The organism is Winogradskyella sp. MIT101101 (genome assembly GCF_047126865.1).
GTDB classification, from domain to species: Bacteria; Bacteroidota; Bacteroidia; order Flavobacteriales; family Flavobacteriaceae; genus Winogradskyella; species Winogradskyella ouciana.
Genome location: NZ_CP138982.1, coordinates 1,546,304 through 1,569,589, shown reverse-complemented (window position 1 = coordinate 1,569,589; position 23,286 = coordinate 1,546,304). Strand labels below are relative to the sequence as shown.

Annotated in this window: 16 protein-coding genes and 2 tRNA genes; 9 read left to right on the top strand and 9 right to left on the bottom strand. The window is 33.8% G+C overall.

Annotated features, from left to right (window positions below; genetic code table 11):
• The first annotated feature begins 63 nt into the window (after window positions 1–63).
• Window positions 64–855, top strand: coding sequence for a DUF2797 domain-containing protein (locus SIB89_RS07265; protein ID WP_412561717.1), 792 nt, complete (start codon window positions 64–66; stop codon window positions 853–855).
• A gap of 57 nt (window positions 856–912) precedes the next feature.
• Here the strand turns inward: SIB89_RS07265 and rpsU are convergent, their stop codons facing one another.
• The 4 genes from rpsU to SIB89_RS07245 all read right to left on the bottom strand — a co-directional run bounded on the left by rpsU (window position 913) and on the right by SIB89_RS07245 (window position 5,639).
• Window positions 913–1,107: a 30S ribosomal protein S21 gene (rpsU, locus tag SIB89_RS07260; protein ID WP_008269492.1), complete on the bottom strand. Its 195-nt coding sequence runs from the start codon at window positions 1,105–1,107 to the stop codon at window positions 913–915.
• A 101-nt stretch (window positions 1,108–1,208) separates the two neighbouring features.
• A complete protein-coding gene (locus SIB89_RS07255) occupies window positions 1,209–2,072 on the bottom strand; it encodes an RNA polymerase sigma factor RpoD/SigA (protein WP_155090193.1) in 864 nt (287 codons plus the stop codon).
• 112 nt (window positions 2,073–2,184) lie between these two features.
• On the bottom strand, window positions 2,185–4,836 hold the full coding sequence (locus SIB89_RS07250; RefSeq protein WP_412561716.1) for an AsmA-like C-terminal region-containing protein: 2,652 nt from the start codon (window positions 4,834–4,836) through the stop codon (window positions 2,185–2,187).
• 98 nt (window positions 4,837–4,934) lie between these two features.
• Complete coding sequence (locus tag SIB89_RS07245) at window positions 4,935–5,639, bottom strand: queuosine precursor transporter (protein WP_412561715.1); 705 nt, start codon at window positions 5,637–5,639, stop codon at window positions 4,935–4,937.
• A 71-nt stretch (window positions 5,640–5,710) separates the two neighbouring features.
• Here SIB89_RS07245 and folK point away from each other — a divergent pair, with 71 nt between their 5' ends.
• The gene (gene folK, locus SIB89_RS07240) at window positions 5,711–6,841 is read left to right on the top strand and encodes a 2-amino-4-hydroxy-6-hydroxymethyldihydropteridine diphosphokinase (protein ID WP_412561714.1); all 1,131 of its coding nucleotides are present in this window, start codon (window positions 5,711–5,713) and stop codon (window positions 6,839–6,841) included.
• A gap of 18 nt (window positions 6,842–6,859) precedes the next feature.
• Here the strand turns inward: folK and SIB89_RS07235 are convergent, their stop codons facing one another.
• Together SIB89_RS07235 and SIB89_RS07230 are read right to left on the bottom strand one after the other, a co-directional pair.
• Window positions 6,860–7,519, bottom strand: a complete 660-nt coding sequence (locus tag SIB89_RS07235) for a class I SAM-dependent methyltransferase (protein ID WP_412561713.1) — start codon at window positions 7,517–7,519, stop codon at window positions 6,860–6,862.
• Between the two features lie 24 nt (window positions 7,520–7,543).
• The gene (locus SIB89_RS07230) at window positions 7,544–8,107 is read right to left on the bottom strand and encodes an RNA methyltransferase (protein WP_412561712.1); all 564 of its coding nucleotides are present in this window, start codon (window positions 8,105–8,107) and stop codon (window positions 7,544–7,546) included.
• Between the two features lie 212 nt (window positions 8,108–8,319).
• Between SIB89_RS07230 and mutS the strand changes: the two genes are divergently transcribed.
• From mutS to SIB89_RS07215, 3 genes are all read left to right on the top strand, one after another.
• The gene (gene mutS, locus SIB89_RS07225) at window positions 8,320–10,932 is read left to right on the top strand and encodes a DNA mismatch repair protein MutS (RefSeq protein WP_412561711.1); all 2,613 of its coding nucleotides are present in this window, start codon (window positions 8,320–8,322) and stop codon (window positions 10,930–10,932) included.
• 97 nt (window positions 10,933–11,029) lie between these two features.
• Window positions 11,030–11,101: transfer RNA gene (locus SIB89_RS07220), tRNA-Gly, on the top strand.
• A gap of 43 nt (window positions 11,102–11,144) precedes the next feature.
• Window positions 11,145–11,229 (top strand) — tRNA-Leu (locus tag SIB89_RS07215).
• Between the two features lie 140 nt (window positions 11,230–11,369).
• On the opposite strand, the gene SIB89_RS07210 is transcribed toward SIB89_RS07215, so the two are convergent.
• The 3 genes from SIB89_RS07210 to SIB89_RS07200 are packed head-to-tail and all read right to left on the bottom strand — an operon-like array spanning window position 11,370 to window position 12,717.
• Window positions 11,370–11,846, bottom strand: a complete 477-nt coding sequence (locus SIB89_RS07210) for a hypothetical protein (protein WP_412561710.1) — start codon at window positions 11,844–11,846, stop codon at window positions 11,370–11,372.
• A 24-nt stretch (window positions 11,847–11,870) separates the two neighbouring features.
• Window positions 11,871–12,413, bottom strand: a complete 543-nt coding sequence (locus tag SIB89_RS07205) for a helix-turn-helix domain-containing protein (RefSeq protein WP_412561709.1) — start codon at window positions 12,411–12,413, stop codon at window positions 11,871–11,873.
• Window positions 12,406–12,717 carry a hypothetical protein gene (locus tag SIB89_RS07200; protein ID WP_412561708.1) on the bottom strand — a complete coding sequence of 104 codons (312 nt, stop codon included), beginning with the start codon at window positions 12,715–12,717 and terminating at the stop codon, window positions 12,406–12,408. The genes SIB89_RS07205 and SIB89_RS07200 overlap by 8 nt, the downstream gene beginning before the upstream one ends.
• A gap of 583 nt (window positions 12,718–13,300) precedes the next feature.
• Here SIB89_RS07200 and SIB89_RS07195 point away from each other — a divergent pair.
• The 4 genes from SIB89_RS07195 to SIB89_RS07180 all read left to right on the top strand — a co-directional run bounded on the left by SIB89_RS07195 (window position 13,301) and on the right by SIB89_RS07180 (window position 23,281).
• Complete coding sequence (locus SIB89_RS07195; protein WP_412561707.1) at window positions 13,301–15,553, top strand: T9SS type A sorting domain-containing protein; 2,253 nt, start codon at window positions 13,301–13,303, stop codon at window positions 15,551–15,553.
• A gap of 199 nt (window positions 15,554–15,752) precedes the next feature.
• Window positions 15,753–18,557, top strand: coding sequence for a triple tyrosine motif-containing protein (locus SIB89_RS07190; RefSeq protein ID WP_412561706.1), 2,805 nt, complete (start codon window positions 15,753–15,755; stop codon window positions 18,555–18,557).
• Window positions 18,558–18,792: 235 nt separating this feature from the next.
• Window positions 18,793–21,810 (top strand): SusC/RagA family TonB-linked outer membrane protein, encoded by a 3,018-nt coding sequence (locus SIB89_RS07185; RefSeq protein WP_412561705.1) that lies wholly within the window; start codon window positions 18,793–18,795, stop codon window positions 21,808–21,810.
• 7 nt (window positions 21,811–21,817) lie between these two features.
• Entirely contained in the window at window positions 21,818–23,281 is a 1,464-nt protein-coding gene (locus tag SIB89_RS07180) for a RagB/SusD family nutrient uptake outer membrane protein (RefSeq protein WP_412561704.1), read from the top strand.
• Window positions 23,282–23,286 lie beyond the last annotated feature (5 nt).

The window sequence follows — 23,286 nt, the reverse complement described above, 5'->3', positions numbered from 1 at the left end:
TAAACCTTTTCTGTTTGATAAAGATTTATATAAGTTCAACGATAAAAATACTAAATTTCTTCTATGATTTATACAGGTGTTCTTACTAAAATGCAGACAGAGTTTTTAGAGCCAATACAATATTATTTGGTTTTTGAGAATGATTTTATTCACATGAATCAGTTACTAAACAAACCTATTACAATGAAACTTGTCGGTCACCAGTGTTTAAGCTGTGGTTTGGACAGGCCAATTTACAGACAAGGTTTTTGTAAGACCTGTTTTTTTGACAAACCAGTTGCAGGCGATTGGATTATGCGACCAGAGTTAAGTACAGCACATTTGAATAAAGAGGATAGAGATTTAGAATATGAAAAGCAGGTACAGTTGCAACCACATATTGTGTATTTGGCAAACTCAAGCAATGTAAAAGTAGGAGTCACTAGAAAAAGCCAAGTACCAACGCGTTGGATAGATCAAGGAGCACATGAAGCTATTGAAATCGTTGAGGTTCCTAATCGTTATTTAGCTGGAATCACAGAAGTAGCCTTAAAAGATCACGTAGCTGATAAAACCAACTGGAGGAAAATGTTGAAGAATGATATTGAAGATGTGAATCTTATAGAATGGAGGAACAATTTAAAAGAATTCATTCCAGAAGAAGCCAAAGATTATTTTATTGAAAGCAATTCAGAAACTCATTTAAAATTTCCTGTGGATCAGTATCCTGTAAAACCTAATAGCTTAAATATAAAAAAGGAAATTAATTATTCGGGTAAACTTGTTGGGATTAAAGGGCAATACCTCATTTTTGAAGATAATAGAGTCTTTAATATTAGAGCAAATGAAGGCTTAGTAGTTGAGTTGAGTTTATAGAACAAAAAAAGAGCAATATTTCTATTGCTCTATATATGATAGGTACGTATAAAAAAATTATACGTTCTCCGCGTCTCTTAATCCTTGGATATACTCAGCCTTCTGAATTTCTCTTCTTCTCTTAACAGATGGCTTAGTGAAATAACGAGACTCTCTTAGGTTTTGCATAATCTGCACATTTCTATGCTTACGCTTGTAACGCTTAAGAGCTCTCTCTATATTTTCTCCTTCTTTGATTTCGATTTTAATCATTATATCGATATATTTTGTTAACTAATTCTTGCAAATGGTCGGCAAATATATGCCAACTATTTGAAAATAAAAAATAATTATGTTATTAAAATAAGGAATTTTTAACCTAGATATGTCTTCAAGATTTTACTCTTGCTGGCATGTCTTAATCGTCTGATTCCTTTTTCACGTATTTGTCTTACACGTTCTCTAGTTAAATCATAAATACCACCAATCTCCTCTAAAGTCATTGGAGGTTGATCACCTATTCCAAAATTAAGACGAATGACGTCACTTTCCTTTTGTGTCAGAGTTTCTAATGCACGCTCAATTTCAGTATTTAATGACGCTTTCATTAAATTTTTATCTGGCTTTGGAGATTCACTAGCACTTACCACATCATAAAGACTAAAGGTTTCTCCATCCTTTAATGGTGCGTCCATAGAGAGGTGACGTCCAGAGTTTTTCATGGATTGTTTTACCTCACGTACGCTAATGTCTAATTCTCTCGCAATTTCTTCTGCATTTGGAGGTCTTTGGTGTATTTGCTCTAAATGCGAAAAGGTTTTGTTGATTTTATTAATCGTACCAATTTTATTCAATGGTAGTCTTACAATACGAGATTGCTCGGCCAATGCCTGTAGAATAGCTTGTCTAATCCACCATACAGCATAAGATATAAACTTAAAACCTCTTGTTTCGTCAAATCGCTTAGCTGCTTTTACCAAACCAGCATTACCTTCGTTAATTAAATCCGGAAGTTTTAAACCTTGATTTTGATATTGCTTAGCAACAGAAACAACGAACCTTAAGTTGGCTGTTGTTAATTTATCTAAAGCTTCTTGATCACCCTTTTTTATTCTTTGCGCTAATTCTACTTCTTCATCAGCGGTTATCAACGGAATTTTACTGATGTCTTGTAGATATTTGTCTAAAGATTTGTCTTCTCTGTTGGTAACCTGCTTGGTGATTTTTAATTGCCTCATGTACTTATTTTAAAATTAGTGAACCTACAACATAACTTTATTATTCAGAAAAACAAGAAAATGGCTAATTATTAACAAATTTTGGGAAAAATGTATGGTTTTTGCGTAAAAATCAATTGTTTTTTGTCGAATCTTGGGCTTTTTTGTCTTTTGATTTTTTCTTTCCACCGAACAAATCGCCTATGGCATCTTTTACGCCCTCCTTAATTTTATCCTTTGGATCTGTTTTACTGCTATCTGTTTTTACAGTTGTAGAATCTGTCTTTGTTTTATTGCTACCTAAAACACCACCTAACAAGTCGTTGATTTTGTCCTTGCCTTTACCAATTAGTTTTTGCTTTTCAATTTCAATGAGTTGCTTGGTTAAATTAGAAACTCCACTCGTTAAATCTGTTGAAATATTTGGACTGGAAAAACTACCATTAATATTTGCCGTAACAGGAATGGAAATATTATTCACCTCTGGGTCATTGATTTTTCCTATTAAACGGTTGACTTCACTACCTAAATATTTTGCTGGGACTTGAAACACAACATCATATTGTAAATTATTAGAAAATGTGTGTGTACCCGAAACTTCTATAGGAATGTCCTTGTAGTTTATGGTAAATGGTTTTACTGAAACCAAACCATTCTCAATATTTAGTTTGGTGGCAATATTTTTCTGAAGATTTTGAAGGTCTAAAAAATCTAACTTATTATCCAAACCAGCTAATAAAGGACTTTTTGAAACATCAATATTGGAAGTTAGTATTTCAGCTAATGCGTTTCCTGAAATGGTGCTTAATTCTGGTGAGAAGTTTTCGTCCAAAAATCCGCTTATATCAATGGTAGAGTTCAATTTGCCTTGGAGAACCTTAGCGATTGGCGCAAGTGCTTTTAACATTTCCAAATCTCTAAAGGACTGGGAGATATCAAACTGTTGCATGGCGAGTTTCATATCAAATTTTGGTTTAGCCTCTTTTGTTGAAACGTTACCAGAAATTCCCAACTGACCATTGAACAAATCCGTGGTCATATTAATGAGATTAGCATTTTGATCTTTTATGCGCATCTGTCCTTTTACATTCTTCAAATTGAGATTGTCGTAAATGACGGTATTGGCATTTGCTGTAATGGTGCAATCCAAAAACTCAGGAATCTTCAGTGATTCTCCATCAGATGTTGTTTTGTTTGATGTTTCTGAAGCCGTTTCATCTTCAACCATAAAATCTGAAATTGCAAACGTATTGCTGTTCACGTTAAAATTTCCTTGTAATTTTTTATCGCTCAACAAGAATCCAAGCAGATTATTAATGGTACCTGTTGCTGAAAGATCACTTTTTCCTGTTAAGGCGTCAAAACTGTTAAGGCTCACCGTTCCTGGTTTAAAGGTTAATTCTGCTTTATTGATTTGAATAGGGTTTACAATATCTTCCGACGAAAAAATAAAATCCGTAATCGACACGCTTCCGTTGTTTTTAATACGTTGGTAAGCGTTGGTTTCAATAGCATCCATATCAAAGGAGGTGTTGAGTTTTCCCTTTAGGATACCACTCAATTGATTTTCTATGTCAACAGGATACGCTTTTGTAACATTCGCCAGATTTAGCACACCGTCTAGATTGGCATTAACCAACATATTGCCAGTGAGGTTTTTTATATGCGCTTCGGACTTAAAGACATCTTGGTCAATTTTAAAATCAAAGGTATTGATGTCCATATAAGTGTCATCAGCATTTCCAGAAGTGTTCTTTACGGAAGCATCAATCATAATATTGGTGACACTTTTTGGCAAATCAGGATACTTAAACGATGCATTGTTAGAGCGCATGTTTATATCTAAAGTCGGAATGGTCTCTTCTGAAATTAATCCTTTGATTATACCATTTACCGTAAAGTTTCCAGTGGTATTGACGTTTTCTATGTTCTTGGAATATGTTTCTGGTATAACCGCTAAAAAGGACTTAAAAGACGATTCAGGATTTTTAAAACTAATATCTATTTGTTGGCCACCTTCCACATTTTGCACAAAACCTTGAAACTCTAATGGCAAAGCGTTAATAAAGCCTTTGTTCTCTTTAAAGGTATATTTTTCTTGCTCTAAATCGAGATCAATTAAAGCGTCTAGTTTAATAATGTTGTTGGTAAGATATTCTACACTATCAATAGACATAGTGATTTTAGCTTCGGTATTAGTGTCTAATTCCGAGAGTTCTCCCGAAAAGATGCCTTTTCCGGTATGGTTGATTTCTGTGGCATATATGTTTGTTTCGGTTTGCTCGTCTATATAGGTGAACGCACTATTATTGATTTCGTAATTTTCTATATCAAAACTAAAACCTGTTGATGTGGTGTCAGAAGCAACAGTTGTGCTTTCTTTCTCTTTTATGATATCGTAATTGGTGGTTCCGTTTTTATTGGTCTTTATGGTTAAGAGCATTTCGTCTGCAATAATTTCATTAACCGTCAATGGCTCTTCAGTACCTTTAAATAATTGACCGATAGGCATTTCAAAAGAAAGGGATTTCGCTGTGGCTAAAGTTTCGTCCTTAAAAGGTGCTCTGTTGGTGATTTTTAAATTTTCAACACTGACCTCAGCTTTTGGAAAACTACTGATGAGGCTTAAACTGATGTCGTCAAAACTTAAATCGGCATCAAGATTCTCATCCGCATAATTTTGAACGATGGTGTCAATTTTAGATTCCAGTACAAAAGGAATTGCAATAAGGATGGCAACAAAAATGAGTAAAATAATCCCAATAATTTTGAAAATTTTCTTCATGGCGAAAAGTTATAGCTTGTTTAATAGTTACGCAAAAATCCTTAGAAAAGTTGCTTTCATGGTTAAGTTTAAGAAGAATTTAATGTTTTAGATAACTCTTATAGTAAACTTATTTCCTCATTTACCTTTAGCTTAAAACGTTTTCTGAAGAGATAAACTCCAAGATATAGAAAAGGGGTGTCTAAAGCTGCCACCAAGACTTTAAATAAAAAACCACTGATTAATAAGCCTTTGAAATTAACCCAATCTATAATGCCGAACGAGCACAATAAGAAAATGATAGTAAACGTGTCAACAAATTGGGAAAACCAAGTAGAGAAATTGTTACGTAACCATAAGTGTTTACCTTTGGTAAGGCGTTTCCAAAAATGATAGATTTGAATGTCCACAAATTGTGCAAATAAATAGGTAAGCATACTGGCAAAAACAGCAATGGCAGAATTGCCAAAAACAGTATTAAACATTTCGTCATCCACATAAGACCAAGAGGTTGCTGGTACCAGGGAGCCTGTATAGATTATTAATAGTGAAAAAAGTGACGCAAAAATTCCAACAATCACAACATCATTGGCGCGTTTTTTTCCATAAATCTCACTGATTAAATCCGTTATGAGAAAGGTTATTGGATACGGTAAGATACCAACTGAAATTTCAAACAATTTACTGCCAAAAATTTCAACATCTACAGGATACCAATAAAAAAACTTTTGAAAAATTAAGTTAGAAACGACTAAGGATGTAATAAAAAGCGCACCAAGCAAGAGGTAAATACGTTGTGCTAAAAGTTTGTCTTTTATTGGCATTAAAAATGGTTGATAAAATGTTGTTGTAAAGATAATCTATTAATATTTCTTTTAGTTATTTTGCTAATTCCATGACATCAACTAAATCCGTTTACATAGCATTAGGAAGTAACAAAGGCAATAAATTGCAGTATCTGCAATCTGCTGTTGATGCTATTTTTAAAACGGTAGGTGCCGTAAAAAAGATTTCTAAAGTTTACGAAACGCCAGCATTAGGATTTGATGGCGATGATTTCTACAATACATGTATTAAGGTTGAGACGGAGTTAAAGCCAAAAAAGCTTTTAAAAACACTCAAGGATATTGAAAAGGTATTAGGTCGTTCTAATAAGAAATCAGACAAATATGAATCTAGAGAGATAGATTTAGATATTCTGTTTTATGGTGATGAGATGATTGAGGAAAAGGCTTTGGTAATTCCACACCCAGAACTACATAAACGTAAGTTTGTATTAAAGCCATTGCAGGACATTGCTAAGGATTTTCAGCATCCTGAATTTAAAAAATCAGTTGAAGATTTACTTGTTGAATGTAATGATGAATCAGAGATTGAACCTGTAAATATCTGGTTGAAGAACCCGAAAAAGACCTATAATTTTTGCAATTATAATTTTATAGCCATTGAAGGAAATATTGGTGCTGGTAAAACCAGTTTGGCGACAAAAATCTCGCAAGATTTTAATGCAAAGCTGATATTAGAACGCTTCGCGGACAACCCATTTCTTCCTAAATTTTACAAGGAACCAGAGCGCTATGCTTTTACTTTGGAAATGTCTTTTTTGGCGGATCGTTATCAGCAAATCAGCGATGATTTGTCGCAATTGGATTTATTCAAGGATTTTATGGTCAGTGATTACGATGTGCACAAATCGCTGGTATTTTCAAAAGTGACTTTGCCAGAGGATGAATTTAGATTATACCGTAAATTATTCTATCAGGTATATAAGGATATAGCGAGGCCAGATTTGTATGTGTACCTCTATCAAAACACAGAGCGATTACAGGCCAATATTAAAAAGCGTGGCCGTAAGTACGAGAAGGAAATCCAAGATGAATACCTCGATAAAATCAACTCTGGTTATCTTGAATTCTTAAAATCACAAACGGACCTTAATATTAAAATCATTGATGTTTCTGAAAAGGATTTTGTGAAAAACCGTGCGGATTATTTGTGGTTGCTTAATGAAATTGGTAGCCGGTAGCTGGTAGCCAGTCTGCATTCAGGATAACTTATAAAGTGTTGTTACAATTCTACCTTTGCCAATATCCAAAATGACTTCGTTCAAGACTTTGATATCTAAAATCTTCAACTTAAAAGGCTCAGCCAACACATCCACACCACTATTTTGTTTTAATCGTATGCCTTGACCAGAAATAATGTCTTTGTTGGGTTTAAATTCACCAACGGGAAGGTGTTCTGTCAATATAATGTATTTGTAGTTTTTTAGCTTATTTACAATTTGTTGAATTTCTTGGTTGGATAAATGTTGAAGCACTTGCCTTAAGATGACGCAATCGGCATTTGGTAATTCGTCCTTGGCAATATCCAAACATTGAAATGTTAGGTTTTCTGCTATAAACTGTGTCCTATTTCGCTCAATGAGATTTTCCACAATATCAACTCCTATATAATTTTTCGTGAAAGGGATAAGGTGTTTCCCAATATTAAAATCACCACAGCCCAAATCACAAACGGTCAGTTGATTATTTTTAGACTTCAAAAAATCGATAACAACGTCTAAATAAGGATTTATGGTCTTTGGATCGTGAGAACCTATACCAGAATAGAAATCATACTCTTTTCCGCCCCAAAGATGCTTTTCATAGATCTGTTCCATTACGGCTTTTGTTGGCCAGGGAGATTTTGATTTCTTTTTCAAAGTTCAAAGTTCAAAGTTCAAAGTTCAAAGTTTTGAGTTTTGGAATTTGGAATTTATTTTTTGGAGTTTATTGTGGGCATCCCAAACCACAACACCACAACTCACTGAGATATTCAAAGAATGTTTAGTACCATATTGCGGAATTTCAATAACAACATCACTGGCATCAACAATTTCTTGAGCCACACCTTTAACTTCATTCCCAAATACAAAAGCATATTTGGTATTGGCTTGAGGTTTAAAATCGTTTAGCATCGTCGCGTTTTCGGCTTGCTCAATACTTGCGATTTTAATATTTTTAGCTTTTAATTTTTTAACGACTTCTAAAGTATTTTCAGCATATTCCCAATCCACCGTTTCTGTGCTGCCTAGAGCGGTTTTACGAATGTCGTTATGAGGTGGCTGTGCTGTAATGCCACAGAGATAAATCTTTTCAATCAAAAACGCATCACTGGTTCTAAATACAGAACCAATATTGTTTAAACTTCTAATATTATCTAGAATTATAATGATAGGCGATTTCTCAGCGTCTTTAAATTCTGAAACTTCTAACCGGTCTAATTCTTCGTTTTTTAGTTTTCTTTTCATAGTGTATCTGTCATTGCGAGGACGAAGGACGTGGCAATCTTTTCAAATCAAGAGATTATTTCGTTTCATTGCATTTCACTCGTTATGACGTTTCAATTTTTGTTTTAATGTTATCAACAGCTGTAGATAACTTATAGCTTTCAGGCTTCAATAAACCTCAAATTATAAGTAAATTAGCGAACTTTCAATTTCAACAAAAATACATAAATCTCTTGGCTAAAAAGGCAAAAAAAGAAACACCATTAATGAAGCAGTACAATGCCATAAAGGCAAAGTATCCTGATGCATTATTGCTATTTAGAGTTGGTGATTTCTATGAAACCTTTGGTAGTGATGCCGTTAAAGCATCCAAGATTTTAGATATTATTTTAACCAAGCGCGGTGCTGGCAGTGAAAGTGAAACAGAATTGGCTGGGTTTCCTCATCACTCGTTGAATACCTATTTGCCAAAATTGGTGAGAGCTGGTGAACGTGTTGCCATTTGCGATCAGTTGGAAGATCCAAAACAGACCAAGAAAATCGTAAAGCGTGGTGTGACAGAATTGGTAACGCCTGGTGTGGCGTTGAATGATGATATATTACACTCCAAATCCAATAATTTTCTATGCGCTGTTCATTTTGATAAAAAATATATCGGAGTTTCTTTCTTGGATATTTCTACAGGTGAGTTTTTAACCTCTCAAGGTAATGCTGAATATGTGGACAAACTACTTCAGAATTTTAACCCAAGTGAAGTCCTCATTTCAAAACAATGCCGAAAGGAATTTACGGAGACCTTTGGTAGCGATTTTCATACTTTTTATATAGAAGATTGGGTATTTCAAGCTGATTATGCACACGAAACATTAACCAAACATTTCAATACAAAAACCCTGAAAGGCTTTGGGATTGAAGATTTATATGAAGGTATTATAGCTTCTGGTGTTGTACTTCATTATTTAAGCGAAACGCGACACAATAAACTAGAGCACATTGCTACAATTTCAAGAATTGCAACGGACGATTATGTGTGGATGGATAAGTTTACCATCCGAAATTTAGAGCTATACCATTCTACAAATGCCAATGCTGTTACGCTGATCAATGTCATCGATAAAACCATTTCCGCAATGGGAGGTCGAACATTGAAGCGTTGGTTGGCTTTACCGCTAAAACATACTGATAAGATTAAACAACGTCACGAAGTAGTTCAATTTTTGTTGAATAATGAAGTAGTACTGCAAAAGATTCAAGGACAAATTAAACACATTGGTGATATTGAACGGTTAATATCTAAGATTGCCACCACTAAGGTGAGCCCTCGTGAGGTGATTCAATTGAAAAACTCCCTTGAAGCCATTGTGCCCATTAAATCCATGACTGAAAATTGCAATAATGAAGCCTTAAAAGTTTTAGGTGCCAATCTCAATAATTGCGATTTATTACGAGAAAAGATTAAACAGACACTTAATGAAGAAGCGCCAGTTAATATCCTAAAAGGAAGTACCATTGCCGAAGGTTTTTCTCAAGAACTGGATGAGTTGAGAGGATTGTCAAAATCAGGAAAGGACTATCTCGATAATATGCTGAAGCGCGAAAGTGAGCGTACAGGAATTACGTCCTTAAAAATAGCCTCTAATAATGTATTTGGGTATTATATTGAAGTGCGTAATTCTCATAAAGATAAAGTTCCTGAAGCGTGGATTCGCAAACAAACTTTAGTGAATGCAGAGCGTTACATCACTGAAGAGCTAAAAGAATATGAAGCAAAAATTCTTGGTGCTGAAGAACGTATTCTGGCTATTGAACAGCAGCTCTTTGCTGAATTGGTAACTTGGATGCATCAGTTTATAGTTCAAGTGCAACAGAATGCACAATTGATTGGCCAATTAGATTGTCTTTGTGGTTTTGCGAGTTTGGCAAAATCCAACAACTATAACTATCCAACGATAGATGACAGCTGTGACCTAGAAATTACAGATGGTCGTCATCCTGTGATTGAAAAACAATTGCCTTTAGGTGAAGCTTATATAGCCAATGATGTGTTTTTAGATAGGGAAACGCAACAAATCATAATGATTACGGGTCCAAATATGTCTGGTAAGTCGGCTATTTTAAGGCAAACGGCCTTAATTGTACTATTGGCACAAATAGGCAGTTTTGTACCGGCTAAAGAAGCTAAAATTGGATTAGTGGATAAGATTTTCACACGTGTAGGAGCAAGTGATAACATCTCAATGGGCGAATCTACCTTTATGGTAGAAATGAACGAAACGGCATCTATTCTAAACAACATTTCAGAACGAAGTTTGGTACTATTAGATGAAATAGGTCGTGGTACAAGTACTTATGATGGTATCTCCATCGCTTGGGCAATCAGTGAATATTTGCATGAGCATCCTGCAAAACCGAAGACACTTTTTGCGACGCATTACCACGAGCTCAATGAAATGACTGAGACTTTCTCACGGATTAAGAATTTCAATGTTTCGGTAAAAGAGTTAAAAGACAATGTGCTTTTTGTACGTAAGTTGGTTGAAGGAGGTAGTGAACATAGTTTTGGTATTCATGTCGCAAAAATGGCAGGTATGCCGCAACAAGTGATACGACGTGCTAATAAAATATTGTCGAAATTAGAAAAGTCACATTCTAGTGAAGAACTTACGGACAAGGTAAAATCATTAAAAGATGATATGCAGTTAAGCTTCTTTAATTTAGATGATCCTTTGTTAGAGGAAATTAAAGATGAGATTTCGCATATAGATATTGATACACTTACACCTGTTGAGGCATTGATGAAACTCAATGAAATTAAGCGTATGTTGGTAAAGAAAAAGCAAGCTTAGTTAAGTTTAATTTATTTTAAAAAAATCTTTGCATTTATAAGAAATAGTTTAAATTTGCATCCGCTTTTATAGCGAAAAAGTTCTTTAAAAACACTACGCGAAAGTAGCTCAGGGGTAGAGCATCACCTTGCCAAGGTGAGGGTCGCGGGTTCAAATCCCGTCTTTCGCTCTATACAATATATACCAATTAAGTTGCAGTCTGCAACTGGGATGCTGAAGTGGTGGAATTGGTAGACACGTTGGACTTAAAATCCAATGGCCATTATGGCCGTGCGGGTTCAAGTCCCGCCTTCAGTACGAAAAACTCTCTTAGTCATTTGATTTTGAGAGTTTTTTATTTTTATGAATTATATATTCCCCACATGTCTCTATATTAACGGAAATCGATGTTTGTTTAACCTCTTTAGGGTTTAATCATACATTAAGTAAAACAATACTTATTTTTTATTCTTTTTTTTACTTTCTTTTTTAGTTCTCTCATCATAGTCTTTGTGTAGTGCTTCCATATCGATTAATGGAAGTGATAAGCCTTCATTTAAGGTAAGTGCGGTTAAATTGAAGAAAGATGTTCTTAAAAAATTTATCGCTAAAGATAGACTTCCAAAATGATAGAGCGAAGAAAATTCTTTAGGGTCAATTTCTGAATTTATCTTATAATGACCTTGAACAACCATGCCTAAGTGTATTGAATCATCTTTTTCTGCTTCAATTTCCTCAATTTCAAGTATAATAATTAATAGATGTTCAGTTTCTTCTTCTTGATTGACATATAGATTGTACTCTATATTAATTGAAAATTGTTCATTATCCAAAAGGTCAAAATCAAAATTTTCATCAAAAGCATCTGAATAATGTAATTCTCTAATTCTTTGTTCTATTATTTCTATATCTGAAAAAAAAATGTTTTTTGTCATTGTCACATATTTTTAAAAAAAAGATTATCCGTATACATTTACTTTTTTATTTGAAGCATATACAATTTTTCCTTCTTGTTTTATTTTTCCGATTCCTTTTTTTGTCAGCCCTTTTTTAATTAATTCTCTTGTATGGGAGTAAGTAGACTCATCATTTATAAATGAAGTCATGTAAATACAGTTGTCAAATTCCCTGGTGTTAACTTTTTTTAACTCTGATAATCCTCTAATGGCCCATGTCAAATTTGCTATATCAAACTTTTCATTATTTTCACTATAAAATTTTGCTTTATGAGTTTCTTTATCAAGAAATTTCGGTGGCTGGAGAACTATACCTAATGCTTCTTGAATTAAAGCAATATGTTTCATGCTTAAGTTTTTCTTATTATTGAAAATACTACTTAAAAAAGGTTGGCTCAGACCAGTTAAATTTTCTAAGTCAGATTGATTGAATTCTCTATCATCCATGACTTGAAGTATCGTACTTAAAATACGAGATTGAACCATATTAGTTTCATGGTTAAGATCGAATTTTGGATTAGATAAAATGTCTTTAAATTTATTCAATGATTTCGTAAACATAGTTGGATACTATTTTATATCTGTTATTTAGTTCTCTATTGTTTGATTGAGTTTTTTTATGGTAATGTATTTCGGACATAACTATGCATTGCTTTTTGTTTTTTCGCTTAGCAACTTTACAGATGATCCTATCGTTTTCTCTATTTAGAAATGGCTTCATTGCCTTGGTTCCAAATGGTTCTTGACCATATTTTTTAGTGTTTAAACCTTCTAGTATTTGACTAAAAATTAGTTTCATCTCTTTAGAATGGCTTGCATCTGACATGACATATTGCATAAATTCATCCATAAGTTTTATGTCGCAACAAATGTTGAATTTAGTTCCCTTTCTTATTATAATAGCCTTTCTTTTCAAGATAAATATAACCTATTAGTTATAAAATTGTTCAAAATTAACTTTTTTTTTAATATTTTAAACTTAAATGAGGTTTTAAAATTTACACTTCCTTATATTAATTCTATTGGAAATTTAATTTATTATGCTTAATACATAATATAACAACCTCTATGAAATTAATAACAGAACTATTTTCCCGCCTTCAGTACTGATAAAAAGCCGAAACGAAAGTTTCGGCTTTTTTTGATTTTATGATTATCGGAAAGTTGGATTTAAAACTGTAAGTATTTAAGATTAAAAATCAGCGTTTTCACTTCTGTATAGATGCAAACCTTTTGTGGTAAATAATTGACTTTTAGACGATAATAGTAAATTTACATAGTTTATCAAATATTTTTTTATTAATTTCATAAAGGTTTTTTTTACCCTTTTTAGTAATTGGTTAACATAAAATTCCTACCCTCAATTTTCTACTCCTTGTTCCGGGCATTTAATAGGTTATGGTCATTATAATCAACCATAATAATGCTTTATCATGAAATTGAATTTCATCTTTTCATTTTTCACAATCGTCTTGATTTTTCCATTAATTAATGAATCTTCTATAAACCTAAAGCAAAAAAGCAAGGATAAGCCTAGATTAAAAACCGAAGATTTAAGAAGGGTAAATGAATTTACCAGCCAAGGACAATTGCGTCTATCTTTATATGAAAGTAGTGCGTTAGCTAATAATGAGTCGGCTACAGATGCGTTATTAATTTTATTTGACACCGAAGGTAATAATGCTATTGATGCTAATGATGCGCTACATATTCCCAATTTAGACGAAAATTTTGCAACTAATAATAACGGGATTTTATTAAGTGTTGAAAATAGAAATACTCCACAGGATGGAGAGGAAATCCAATTAGAAGTTAACACTTACAGGAACACCAATTATACAATTGTAGCAGAAGGCATAGCTATGCAATGCGCAACGGCATTCTTATTTGATAACTATACTAACATATCTACTGAGATTCCGCAAAGTGGTACGGTTAACTATAGCTATTCTATTACTTCTGGTACACCTGCTTCTATTGCCAATGATCGCTTTGAGGTAGTCTTTGTCTCCAGTCCTTTGCAAATTACTTGGAATGGTTCTGCCTCTAACAACTGGAACGATCCAAATAACTGGACACCAAACCAAGTACCAGATTTTTGTTCGGAAATAACAATTCCAGTAACAGGAACTTTACCCATATTATCTGGTGATAAAACCATTACAGATTTAAACATTCATAGTGGAGCAAATTTAATCGTTTCTACAGGAGCAACTCTAAACATAGATGGTGATTTAAATATGTATTCTGAATCAGATTCATACTCTGGTTTAATTCTAAAAGGCACAATAGCTGTTTCAGGAACCTCTAAATACCATAGATATACCAATTCGGAACTGAATGGTAATGATTTGATTGCCCCTCCGTTATCAGGACAAAGCTGGACTTCTTTTCTAACTAACGACAATAATTATAATTCAGATGTTCTATTAAGTAATGGAGAAGCTCAACCAAATACAACCTATCTATTTGGTCCGTTTGAAAAAGGCAATACAGATGACTATTTGCTATATAACTACAACACTTCAACAACTTTATCTTCAGGTACGGGTTACAGAGTAGCAACGAATACGTCATTAGATGAAGGTTTAGGGGAGGCCTTGGTTTTTACTGGGTCAATTGTAACGGGTTCTGTTAATACATCTGTTGAAAATGATTTTACGGGTGATTTTCCGGAGTGGAACCTCATAGGAAACCCTTATCCTTCGTATATAGATGTTAACACATTTTTGAATCATATAGGGTCTGTCTCTGGAGTATCAAACCTTAGTTTGCTGGATGAGGATACTGCAGCTATTTATGGTTATGATGCAAATAATACAGACGGATCAGGAAGTAATTGGACGATTACAAATTTGGTGGATGGACCTGCTCTAATAGCTCCAGGACAAGGCTTTTTTGTATCGTCAAATTCATCATCTGCTGATTTGGAGTTTACACCAAATATGCAGACTGTGGGTAATTCAGATGACTTTATAATAGGTAGAACATCAAGTGATGTAAATTTTATCAAAATAAGGGTGAGTACAGCTTCTGATAGTTGTTTAACATCTGTTTTTTTTCATGACAATGCAAGTGTAGGATTAGACAGAGGGTTTGATGCAGCTGTTTTTGGAGGTAATATTCCAGAATTTGCTTTGTATTCGCATCTGGTTGAGGACAATGAAGGTGTTCCAATGGCTGTACAAACAGTTAATTCTAGTAATCTTTCAGATGTCATAATTCCATTAGGAGTAAATGTAAATCAAGGAGCGCAATTAGCCTTTAGTATTGCTGATATGTCATTGCCAGCTTCTGTTAATGTCTATCTTGATGATACGCTTGCAAATACATCAACCTTATTAATCAATAATGACTATGTGATGTTGCCTACAACTTCAGTGTCCGGAACCGGACGTTTCTACTTGAGAATATCTGAAGGTGCATTATCTACTACTGGAAATAATTTACATACTCTGAATATCTTTGTTTTAAATAGTTCTAAAGAATTAATAGTTAATGGTCGGTTACAAGAAAACACACAATTAGATTTATACGATATCCAGGGCAGGAAGGTACTTGCAACTGAGCTTAATTCATCTATTGTTGAGAATCGCATAAATATAGCTTCACTTAGTGGAGGTATTTATATTGTAAATCTTCAATACGAGACAGGACAAAAATCAAAAAAAGTTGTTATTAAATAAAACCCAATCTATTTTTTTACTTGTCTAATTACAAGATAATTCAGTTTAATTTCACCCTATACTATCTATTGCTGATAACACTACATTATGTCTAAAGTCCTTTTATTTATCTATATTAGTACCTTAACAAGTTAGTTATTAATATATCTATTGTTCTTTTTTGAATTATGAAAAGGGCAACTCACTTAAAGAATTAGTAATGGGTGTAATAAATAAAATTCTTTGTTTTTTATTGTGCTTGTTTGGACTAACTGTCCATGGTCAAGAAATTCCACCAATACAGATTTTTACACCGCAAGATTATGCTGCAGAAGACCAGAATTGGTCTATATCCCAAACCGAAAACAGTTTTATTTACATTGCGAATAATGCAGGTTTGTTAGAGTACAATGGTGCGTCCTGGGAATTGTATCGATCACCAAATGACGATATTTTGAGATCTGTTAAATCTGTAGGTGACCGAATTTACACGGGTGGTTACATGGACTTTGGGTACTGGAACAAAAACCAATACGGGACACTTGTTTATACTTCACTTACAAAACAAAATAACATTAGCGTTAAAGAAGACGAGGAATTTTGGGGTATAATAAATCTCGAAGACTACGTATTGTTTCAATCTTTTGAACGTATTTATATATATAATATAACTGATAAAAGTTTCGAAATTGTTGATTCTAAAACAAGAATTAATAAAATATTTGAAGTCAATGGCGCTGTCTATTTTCAAAAAATTGAGGATGGCATATTCAAAATAGAGAACGGTAAATCTCAATTGGTTGTTTCATCACCAAAAATAAATAATGTTGAGTTGGTTAATATTTGCCAGTTAGAAAACGGGTTGATGCTGCAAACCAAAGATAATGGGTTTTATATCTATAAAAATGGTGTAATAAGCCAATGGCAGACAACTACCGATGACAAACTTTCTGGTTATAGCTTATATAGCAGTGTCAGGTTAAAAGATGGAAATTTTGTTCTCGGAACAATTTCTAACGGAATTTTGGTGTTGGATAAAGATGGTGATTTATTACAGACAATTGATCAGAAAGATGGACTAAGTAATAATACAGTGCTTTCAATTAATGAGGATAATAATGGAAACATTTGGTTAGGGTTAGATAATGGTGTCAATGTTATAAATTTAGATTCTCCCTATAGAGTTTATAAAGATAAACAAGGCGCTTTAGGAACTGTATATACCTCAGAAAAAGTAGATGACCATTTATATCTCGGAACCAATCAAGGTCTGTTTTATAAAAAGCTAAATTCAGATGACAGATTCGAACTTATAGGAGGAACTCAAGGGCAAGTATGGACTTTAGATGTTAAAAATGGAACTTTGTTTTGTGGCCATGATCAAGGGACTTTTATCATAGAGCAAAATAGAGCGACAAAGATTTCAAGTATAAGAGGAACTTGGATTATAAAGTCCATTGAAAATAGAACGGACTTGCTGTTGCAAGGTACCTATAAGGGACTTAATGTTCTAGAGCTTGTTAATGGGCAATGGAGGTACAGAAATAAAATTGAAGGCTTTGATATATCTTCAAGATTCATAGAATTTTCAGGTTTAAACGAAGTATTGGTTAATCACGAATACAAAGGGGTTTACAAATTGACTATTGATAATGATTTTAGGAGGGTTCTAGACTACAAGAAACTCTCAATTGAACACGGAATAAAATCTAGCTTAACAGAGTATAACGATTCAATTCTATATTGTTATAGAGAGGGAGTGTTTAGTTTTAATAAAGATTCAGATACCTTCATAAAAGATTCAATTTTAAGCGATTTATTTACGGGCAACAAATATTTGTCAGGTAAATTGATATATGAAGAAGAGCACAATAGATTATGGGGCTTTACAAAGGATAAAATACTATATGTAGAGCCAGGTATACTTTCTAATGAACCAGAGGCCAATATCATCGAAATATCTGAAGATATGCGAAAAATTAAAACGGGTTTCGAAAACATATTACCTATAAGCGATGAAGAATATCTATTCGGTAATAAAGAAGGTTATATAACGGTAAATATTAACACCCAAAGACCTGAATCTTTTAACATTTATTTGAATGGCGCATCCTATACTTCTCTTCATAATGAATTTGCCCCTATAGATTATAGTGAGCCAATTAACCTAGAAAACAAGTACAACAGTGTTCATTTTAGTTACAGCGCTCCATATTATAATAAACTTTCCATAACCAAATACCAATACAAATTGGTAGGTATATATGACGATTGGAGTGATTGGTCCACCGATTCTGAAGTGCTATTTGAAAATTTACCTCATGGAGACTATGAACTTAAAGTTAGGGCAAAAGCAGGTACGGTTTCTGCGGCTAATACCTTGTCTTACAGCTTTTCGATAGATAAACCTTGGTATTTAAAACCAATAGCTATAATAGCTTATGTTTTGGTGTTTTTGTTATTTGTGTTTTTAGTTCAATTTTTCAATAAGAGGTATTATAAAAGACAACAAGAAAGGGTCATAGAAAAAAAAGAAAGAGAGTTAGAATTAGAGCAACTTGAGAATCAACGTCAATTAATGGAGTTTAAAAACCAAAATCTTCAGTTAGATATTGATAATAAAAATAGAGAACTCGGTACAGCTACTATGAATTTAGTAAAGCGTAATGAACTACTTAATAATATAAAGGAAAAACTATCTAAAAGTAAATCTTTGGATGAGGTTAAGGGTGTTATCAAAATGATAAACTCAAGTTTAAATAACACCAGTGATTGGAAGTTGTTTGAAGAAGCCTTTAACAATGTAGATAAAGACTTTATGAGAAAAGTTAAATCCTTGCACCCCTCAATCACGTCAAATGACCTGAGGTTATGTGCTTATTTAAGATTGAATTTGTCTTCGAAGGAAATAGCCCCTTTATTGAATATCTCCCATAAAAGTGTCGAAGTAAAACGCTATCGATTAAGAAAAAAGATGGGATTAGACCACGAACAAAGCCTTACTAACTACATTTTAGAACTATAACACCTATACAGTCCTTGTTAACACCTATACATTACCTATACAAATAGATCTGCAGCTTGTATTTTTACTTAGAACTCATTAATTTTTGAATAGTGAAAGTCATGAATTCATTGGCTTTTATTGCGATATTAATAAGAATAACTAACTTTTTTTGTATTGTATGTTTTTTGTATAGTCTTTTTTTGAGGATTCCTTAGTCTTATATTGTAAGTTGCATCATCTAAATATTTAATCGATGAAAATAAAACTTTTTACGCTCTTAGCTTTTGTGTTTTCAATTGCAATACATGGGCAAAATGTAAACGTTACGGGTACGGTTACAGAGGCTTCTACAGGACAACCACTTCCGGGAGTTAATGTTTTGTTGAAAGACACCTCTAGAGGAGTATCTACTGATTTTGATGGAAACTTTACTTTTAATGATGTGCCCCTAAATTCAGTTTTAGTAATTTCTTATCTTGGATTTGTATCCCAAGAAGTTACCATAACAAATAATCAACCGATTAATATTGCGCTTCAAGAGGATACCGAATCTTTGAACGAAGTTGTAGTAATAGGTTATGGTACACAAAAGAAAAAGGAAATTACAGGAGCTGTTTCTGTAGTTTCTAGTGAAACCATTGAAACTTTAAAGCCAACAAGAATAGAGCAAGCCTTACAAGGGCAAGTTGCAGGTGTTAATATTGTATCCAATTCTGGTTCGCCTGGTGCGTCTTCTACTATTAGTATTAGAGGGATTTCAACCAATGGTGATAACAGACCATTAATATTGGTAGATGGAACAGTAGTGGAGGATTTGAGTGTAATCAACCCTAATGATATAGAGTCTGTAAATGTTTTAAAAGATGCAACGGCAGGTATCTATGGTGTAAGAGCAGCAAACGGTGTAATACTTATTACTACAAAATCTGGTAGAAAAGAAATGCCACTAACCATTGAATATAATGCCTATGGTGGAGTTCAGGAAACAACAAGAAAATTGCCAATGCTCAATGCAACAGAATATGCATTGTTATTGAACGAAGCTTTTGCTGCAAATGGCGAGAGTTTACCATTTCCAGATGTGTCTGGTTTAGGTCAAGGCACAGATTGGCAAGATCAGGTTTTTCAAAATGCACCAATTTTCAGTAACGCCTTAACTCTTAAGGGTGGTGGTAAGAAATCAACCTATGCATTTGGTAGTTCCTTCTTAACCCAAGACGGTATCGTTGGTGGTAACAAAGCAAAGTTTACCAGATTAACAAAGCGATTGAGCTATGGACTAGATTTCTTAGAGAACTTTAAGTTAAACTCGGGTATTACTTGGACGCACACTGTAAGAAGAACACTTCCTGAAACAGGTATTGGTTCAGTGTTGTTTAATGCACTTAATATGGCGCCAACAATTAGACCTAATGGAGTAGCTGAAAATCTTGGATTTGAAGTAGTAAACCCAAATAAACAAATCGATAACACCTATAATAGAGGATTAGTAGATAAGATTAACGGAAATATAAACCTATCATATAACTTCTTAGAAAACTTTACGGCTCAGGCTAGTTATCAATTCAACTATGCACAAACAACAGGAAGAACATTTTCACCAATTGTAGATTATGGTATTCAAGGTACTGTTGATAAGGTGTTTGATATTGAGCGTAACCAGGTTGTAGAGACTAGAAACTATTTTAGAGACTATACGTTTGATGCTTTTATTAAGTATGAAAACAGTTTCAACGACGCTCATAACCTTAATGTGCTTTTGGGTACATCTGTATTTAAGACTACAGGGAACTTCACAGGTTCTGTAGGATTTGAAATTCCAGATAACTACGTTGGAAACGCTACAATAGAAAATTCGACAGGTGTTCAGAATATTGTTCCATTTGAGTCAACATTTGACTCTAGACTTTTGTCTTACTTTGCCAGATTACAATATGATTATAAAGGAAAGTACTTGTTGTCTGCCGTTGTAAGACGAGATGGATCAAGTAACTTCGGTCCTCAAAACAAGTTTGGTATTTTTCCATCAGGCTCAATAGGCTGGATTGCTTCAGAAGAATCATTTCTAGAAGATAGTTTACTTATTAATTTTTTAAAGTTCAGAGCTTCTTATGGTATATTAGGTAATGATAGAATTGGTTCATTTAGATTCGTTTCTCTGTTAACAGGAGAAGGAGCATATGTGTTTGACGATGTATTGACTTTTGGTACAACACCAGGTGCTATAGCTAACCCGCAAATTAAATGGGAAAAGCAAAAGACATTTGACTTAGGTTTAGATGTGCGTTTTTGGGATAACAGGTTCGACTTAACCGTAGATTATTTCAAAAGAAGAACAGAGGATTTATTAGTGTCTCCACCAGTATCCGGAATTTTAGGTGCGGCAGCACCAGGTTCTGGTTCACCTTTCATTAACGCTGGTATAGTTGAAAACAAAGGTTTTGAATTTGCTATTGGTTATACAGAAGAGTTGAGTGAAAATTTTAAAATGAACCTTAAGTATAACCTAACAATGTTAGATAATAATGTCATCTCAGTAAGTAGTTCTGGTGATTTTATTCCAGGAGGTGCATTTGGTATAGGGCAAGATCCACCTGCAAGAATGGAAGCTGGTCAGCCTATAGGTTATTTTAGAGGTTTTAGAACCAATGGGATTTTCCAAAATCAGGCACAAATAGATAATTCGCCAGTTCTTAATAACAACACACAACCAGGTGATTTAATATTTGTGGATATAAACGGTGATGGTGTTATAAATGATGATGACAGAACTAATATTGGTGATCCTATTCCTGATGCTACAATGGGTCTTAACCTTACATTTGATTATAAAAACTTCGATTTTGGTGCTTATGCATTCGCCTCAGTAGGTAATGACATTGTAAGGAATTACGAAAGAAACCTACCACGTACTAATAGAACAGTACAGTATTTAAACCGTTGGACGGGAGAAGGTACAAGTAATACGTTCCCAAGAGTAACAACTGGCGCAACTAACAATACGTTATTCTCAGACTTCTATGTAGAGGATGGTTCTTTTGTTAGATTACAGAATGTACAAATAGGGTATTCTATTTCGCCAGAAACGGCAGAAAAATGGGGAATACATAAATTGAGATTATATGTGTCCGCTAGTAATTTGGTCACATTAACTGAGTACAGTGGCTATGACCCAACGGCTTCTACAGGAGAGGCTATTGGTGGAGGTATAGATTACGGATTCTATCCTAATCCAAGAACATATTTAATAGGAATGAACTTAAAATTTTAAATAGACCATGAAAAATTTAAAAATCACATACATTTTTATTGCATTATTTATCATGGCTTCATGCAGTGATGATTTTGTAGATGTTGAATCAAATGCAGAAAACTCAGAAAACTTTTTCAATTCTGAAGAAGATTATCAAAATGCCTTAATAGCTGCATATGATTTATTGCAAACTACATACTTAAGTGTAATGTTGGGTGATATAGCGTCTGATAATACGCTGGCGGGTGGCGAAAACGCCAATGACGTCCCAGGCATTCAAGAAATTGATGATATGATTCATACACCAATTAATCAGCAATTAAGAGATATTTGGCAATGGATGTATGCGGGTGTTAATAGAGCTAATTACATAATGGAGTTTCAAGACAAAACTGACTTTGCTGGTAAGGAAGGTGTTTTGGCACAAACAAGATTTTTGAGAGCTTATTATTATTTTGAATTAGTAAAGTTTTTCGGAGATGTACCTTTTGCAGTAGATAAAAGATTGCAATTTGGTGATCAATTTTCAATAAATAGAACACCTAAAGAAGAAATTTACCTGCAAATGGAGCAAGATTTAATGTTTGCGGCAGATAACCTTCCTTATGTGCAATCCCAAACAGGTAGAATAACTAAGGGTGCAGCTCAGGCTATGTTAGGTAAAGTATATCTATACCAAGATAAATTTACTGAAGCTGCAGCAGTTTTAGAAGATTTAATAGATAATGGACCTCATGATCTTATTACAGATTATAGCACCATGTTTGAAAACGATAATGAAAACAATATAGAATCCGTTTTCGAAGTACAATATACAGACGTAGAAGGTGCAGGTTTTGGTTGTTTTCAATGTAGTGAAGGTAATATAGCAGTAGGGTTTAATGGTATAAGAAATTATAACGGACCGCTTTTTGAATCAGGTTTTAGTTTTAATGTGCCTACTCAAGATGTGGTTGATGAGTTTGAAGAGGGAGATATGAGATTAGAGACTGCTATTTTGGATATCGACGCTTGGGCTGCGGAAACAGGTGCTACCTTCAGTACTGGTTTTGAGCACACAGGATACTTCAATAGAAAATACATCTCTAGACAAGGAGATTTAAATACAGGTGATGCTAACTTAACAAATCCAAATAACTACAGAGCAATAAGGTTTGCAGATGTGCTATTAATGGCTGCAGAGGCCTTAAATAGAGGTGGTATAAGCGATTCTAGAGCACAGATGTACTTAAACAGAGTTAGAGAACGTGCTTTTGGAAATTCAGATAATAATGTTAGTGCTACAGGTAGCGCACTTACTGATGCGATTTATCATGAAAGAAGAGTAGAGTTAGTTGGTGAAGGACATCGCTTCTTCGATTTAGTAAGAACAGGAAGAGCAGCTTCAGAAATTAATGGTTTCCAATCAGGTAAGCATGAGTTGTTCCCTATTCCTTTAATAGAAATTCAGTTAGCTGGGAACCAGTGGGAACAAAATCCAGGATATTAAAAAAA

What these genes read in the sequence shown, in the direction of transcription:
- SIB89_RS07265 (WP_412561717.1), top strand. Translation starts at nt 64, where the DNA reads ATGATTTATACAGGTGTTCTTACTAAAATGCAGACAGAGTTTTTAGAG.
- rpsU (WP_008269492.1), bottom strand. Translation starts at nt 1,107, where the DNA reads ATGATTAAAATCGAAATCAAAGAAGGAGAAAATATAGAGAGAGCTCTT.
- SIB89_RS07255 (WP_155090193.1), bottom strand. Translation starts at nt 2,072, where the DNA reads ATGAGGCAATTAAAAATCACCAAGCAGGTTACCAACAGAGAAGACAAA.
- SIB89_RS07250 (WP_412561716.1), bottom strand. Translation starts at nt 4,836, where the DNA reads ATGAAGAAAATTTTCAAAATTATTGGGATTATTTTACTCATTTTTGTT.
- SIB89_RS07245 (WP_412561715.1), bottom strand. Translation starts at nt 5,639, where the DNA reads ATGCCAATAAAAGACAAACTTTTAGCACAACGTATTTACCTCTTGCTT.
- folK (WP_412561714.1), top strand. Translation starts at nt 5,711, where the DNA reads ATGACATCAACTAAATCCGTTTACATAGCATTAGGAAGTAACAAAGGC.
- SIB89_RS07230 (WP_412561712.1), bottom strand. Translation starts at nt 8,107, where the DNA reads ATGAAAAGAAAACTAAAAAACGAAGAATTAGACCGGTTAGAAGTTTCA.
- SIB89_RS07210 (WP_412561710.1), bottom strand. Translation starts at nt 11,846, where the DNA reads ATGACAAAAAACATTTTTTTTTCAGATATAGAAATAATAGAACAAAGA.
- SIB89_RS07200 (WP_412561708.1), bottom strand. Translation starts at nt 12,717, where the DNA reads ATGGATGAATTTATGCAATATGTCATGTCAGATGCAAGCCATTCTAAA.
- SIB89_RS07195 (WP_412561707.1), top strand. Translation starts at nt 13,301, where the DNA reads ATGAAATTGAATTTCATCTTTTCATTTTTCACAATCGTCTTGATTTTT.
- SIB89_RS07190 (WP_412561706.1), top strand. Translation starts at nt 15,753, where the DNA reads ATGGGTGTAATAAATAAAATTCTTTGTTTTTTATTGTGCTTGTTTGGA.
- SIB89_RS07185 (WP_412561705.1), top strand. Translation starts at nt 18,793, where the DNA reads ATGAAAATAAAACTTTTTACGCTCTTAGCTTTTGTGTTTTCAATTGCA.
- SIB89_RS07180 (WP_412561704.1), top strand. Translation starts at nt 21,818, where the DNA reads ATGAAAAATTTAAAAATCACATACATTTTTATTGCATTATTTATCATG.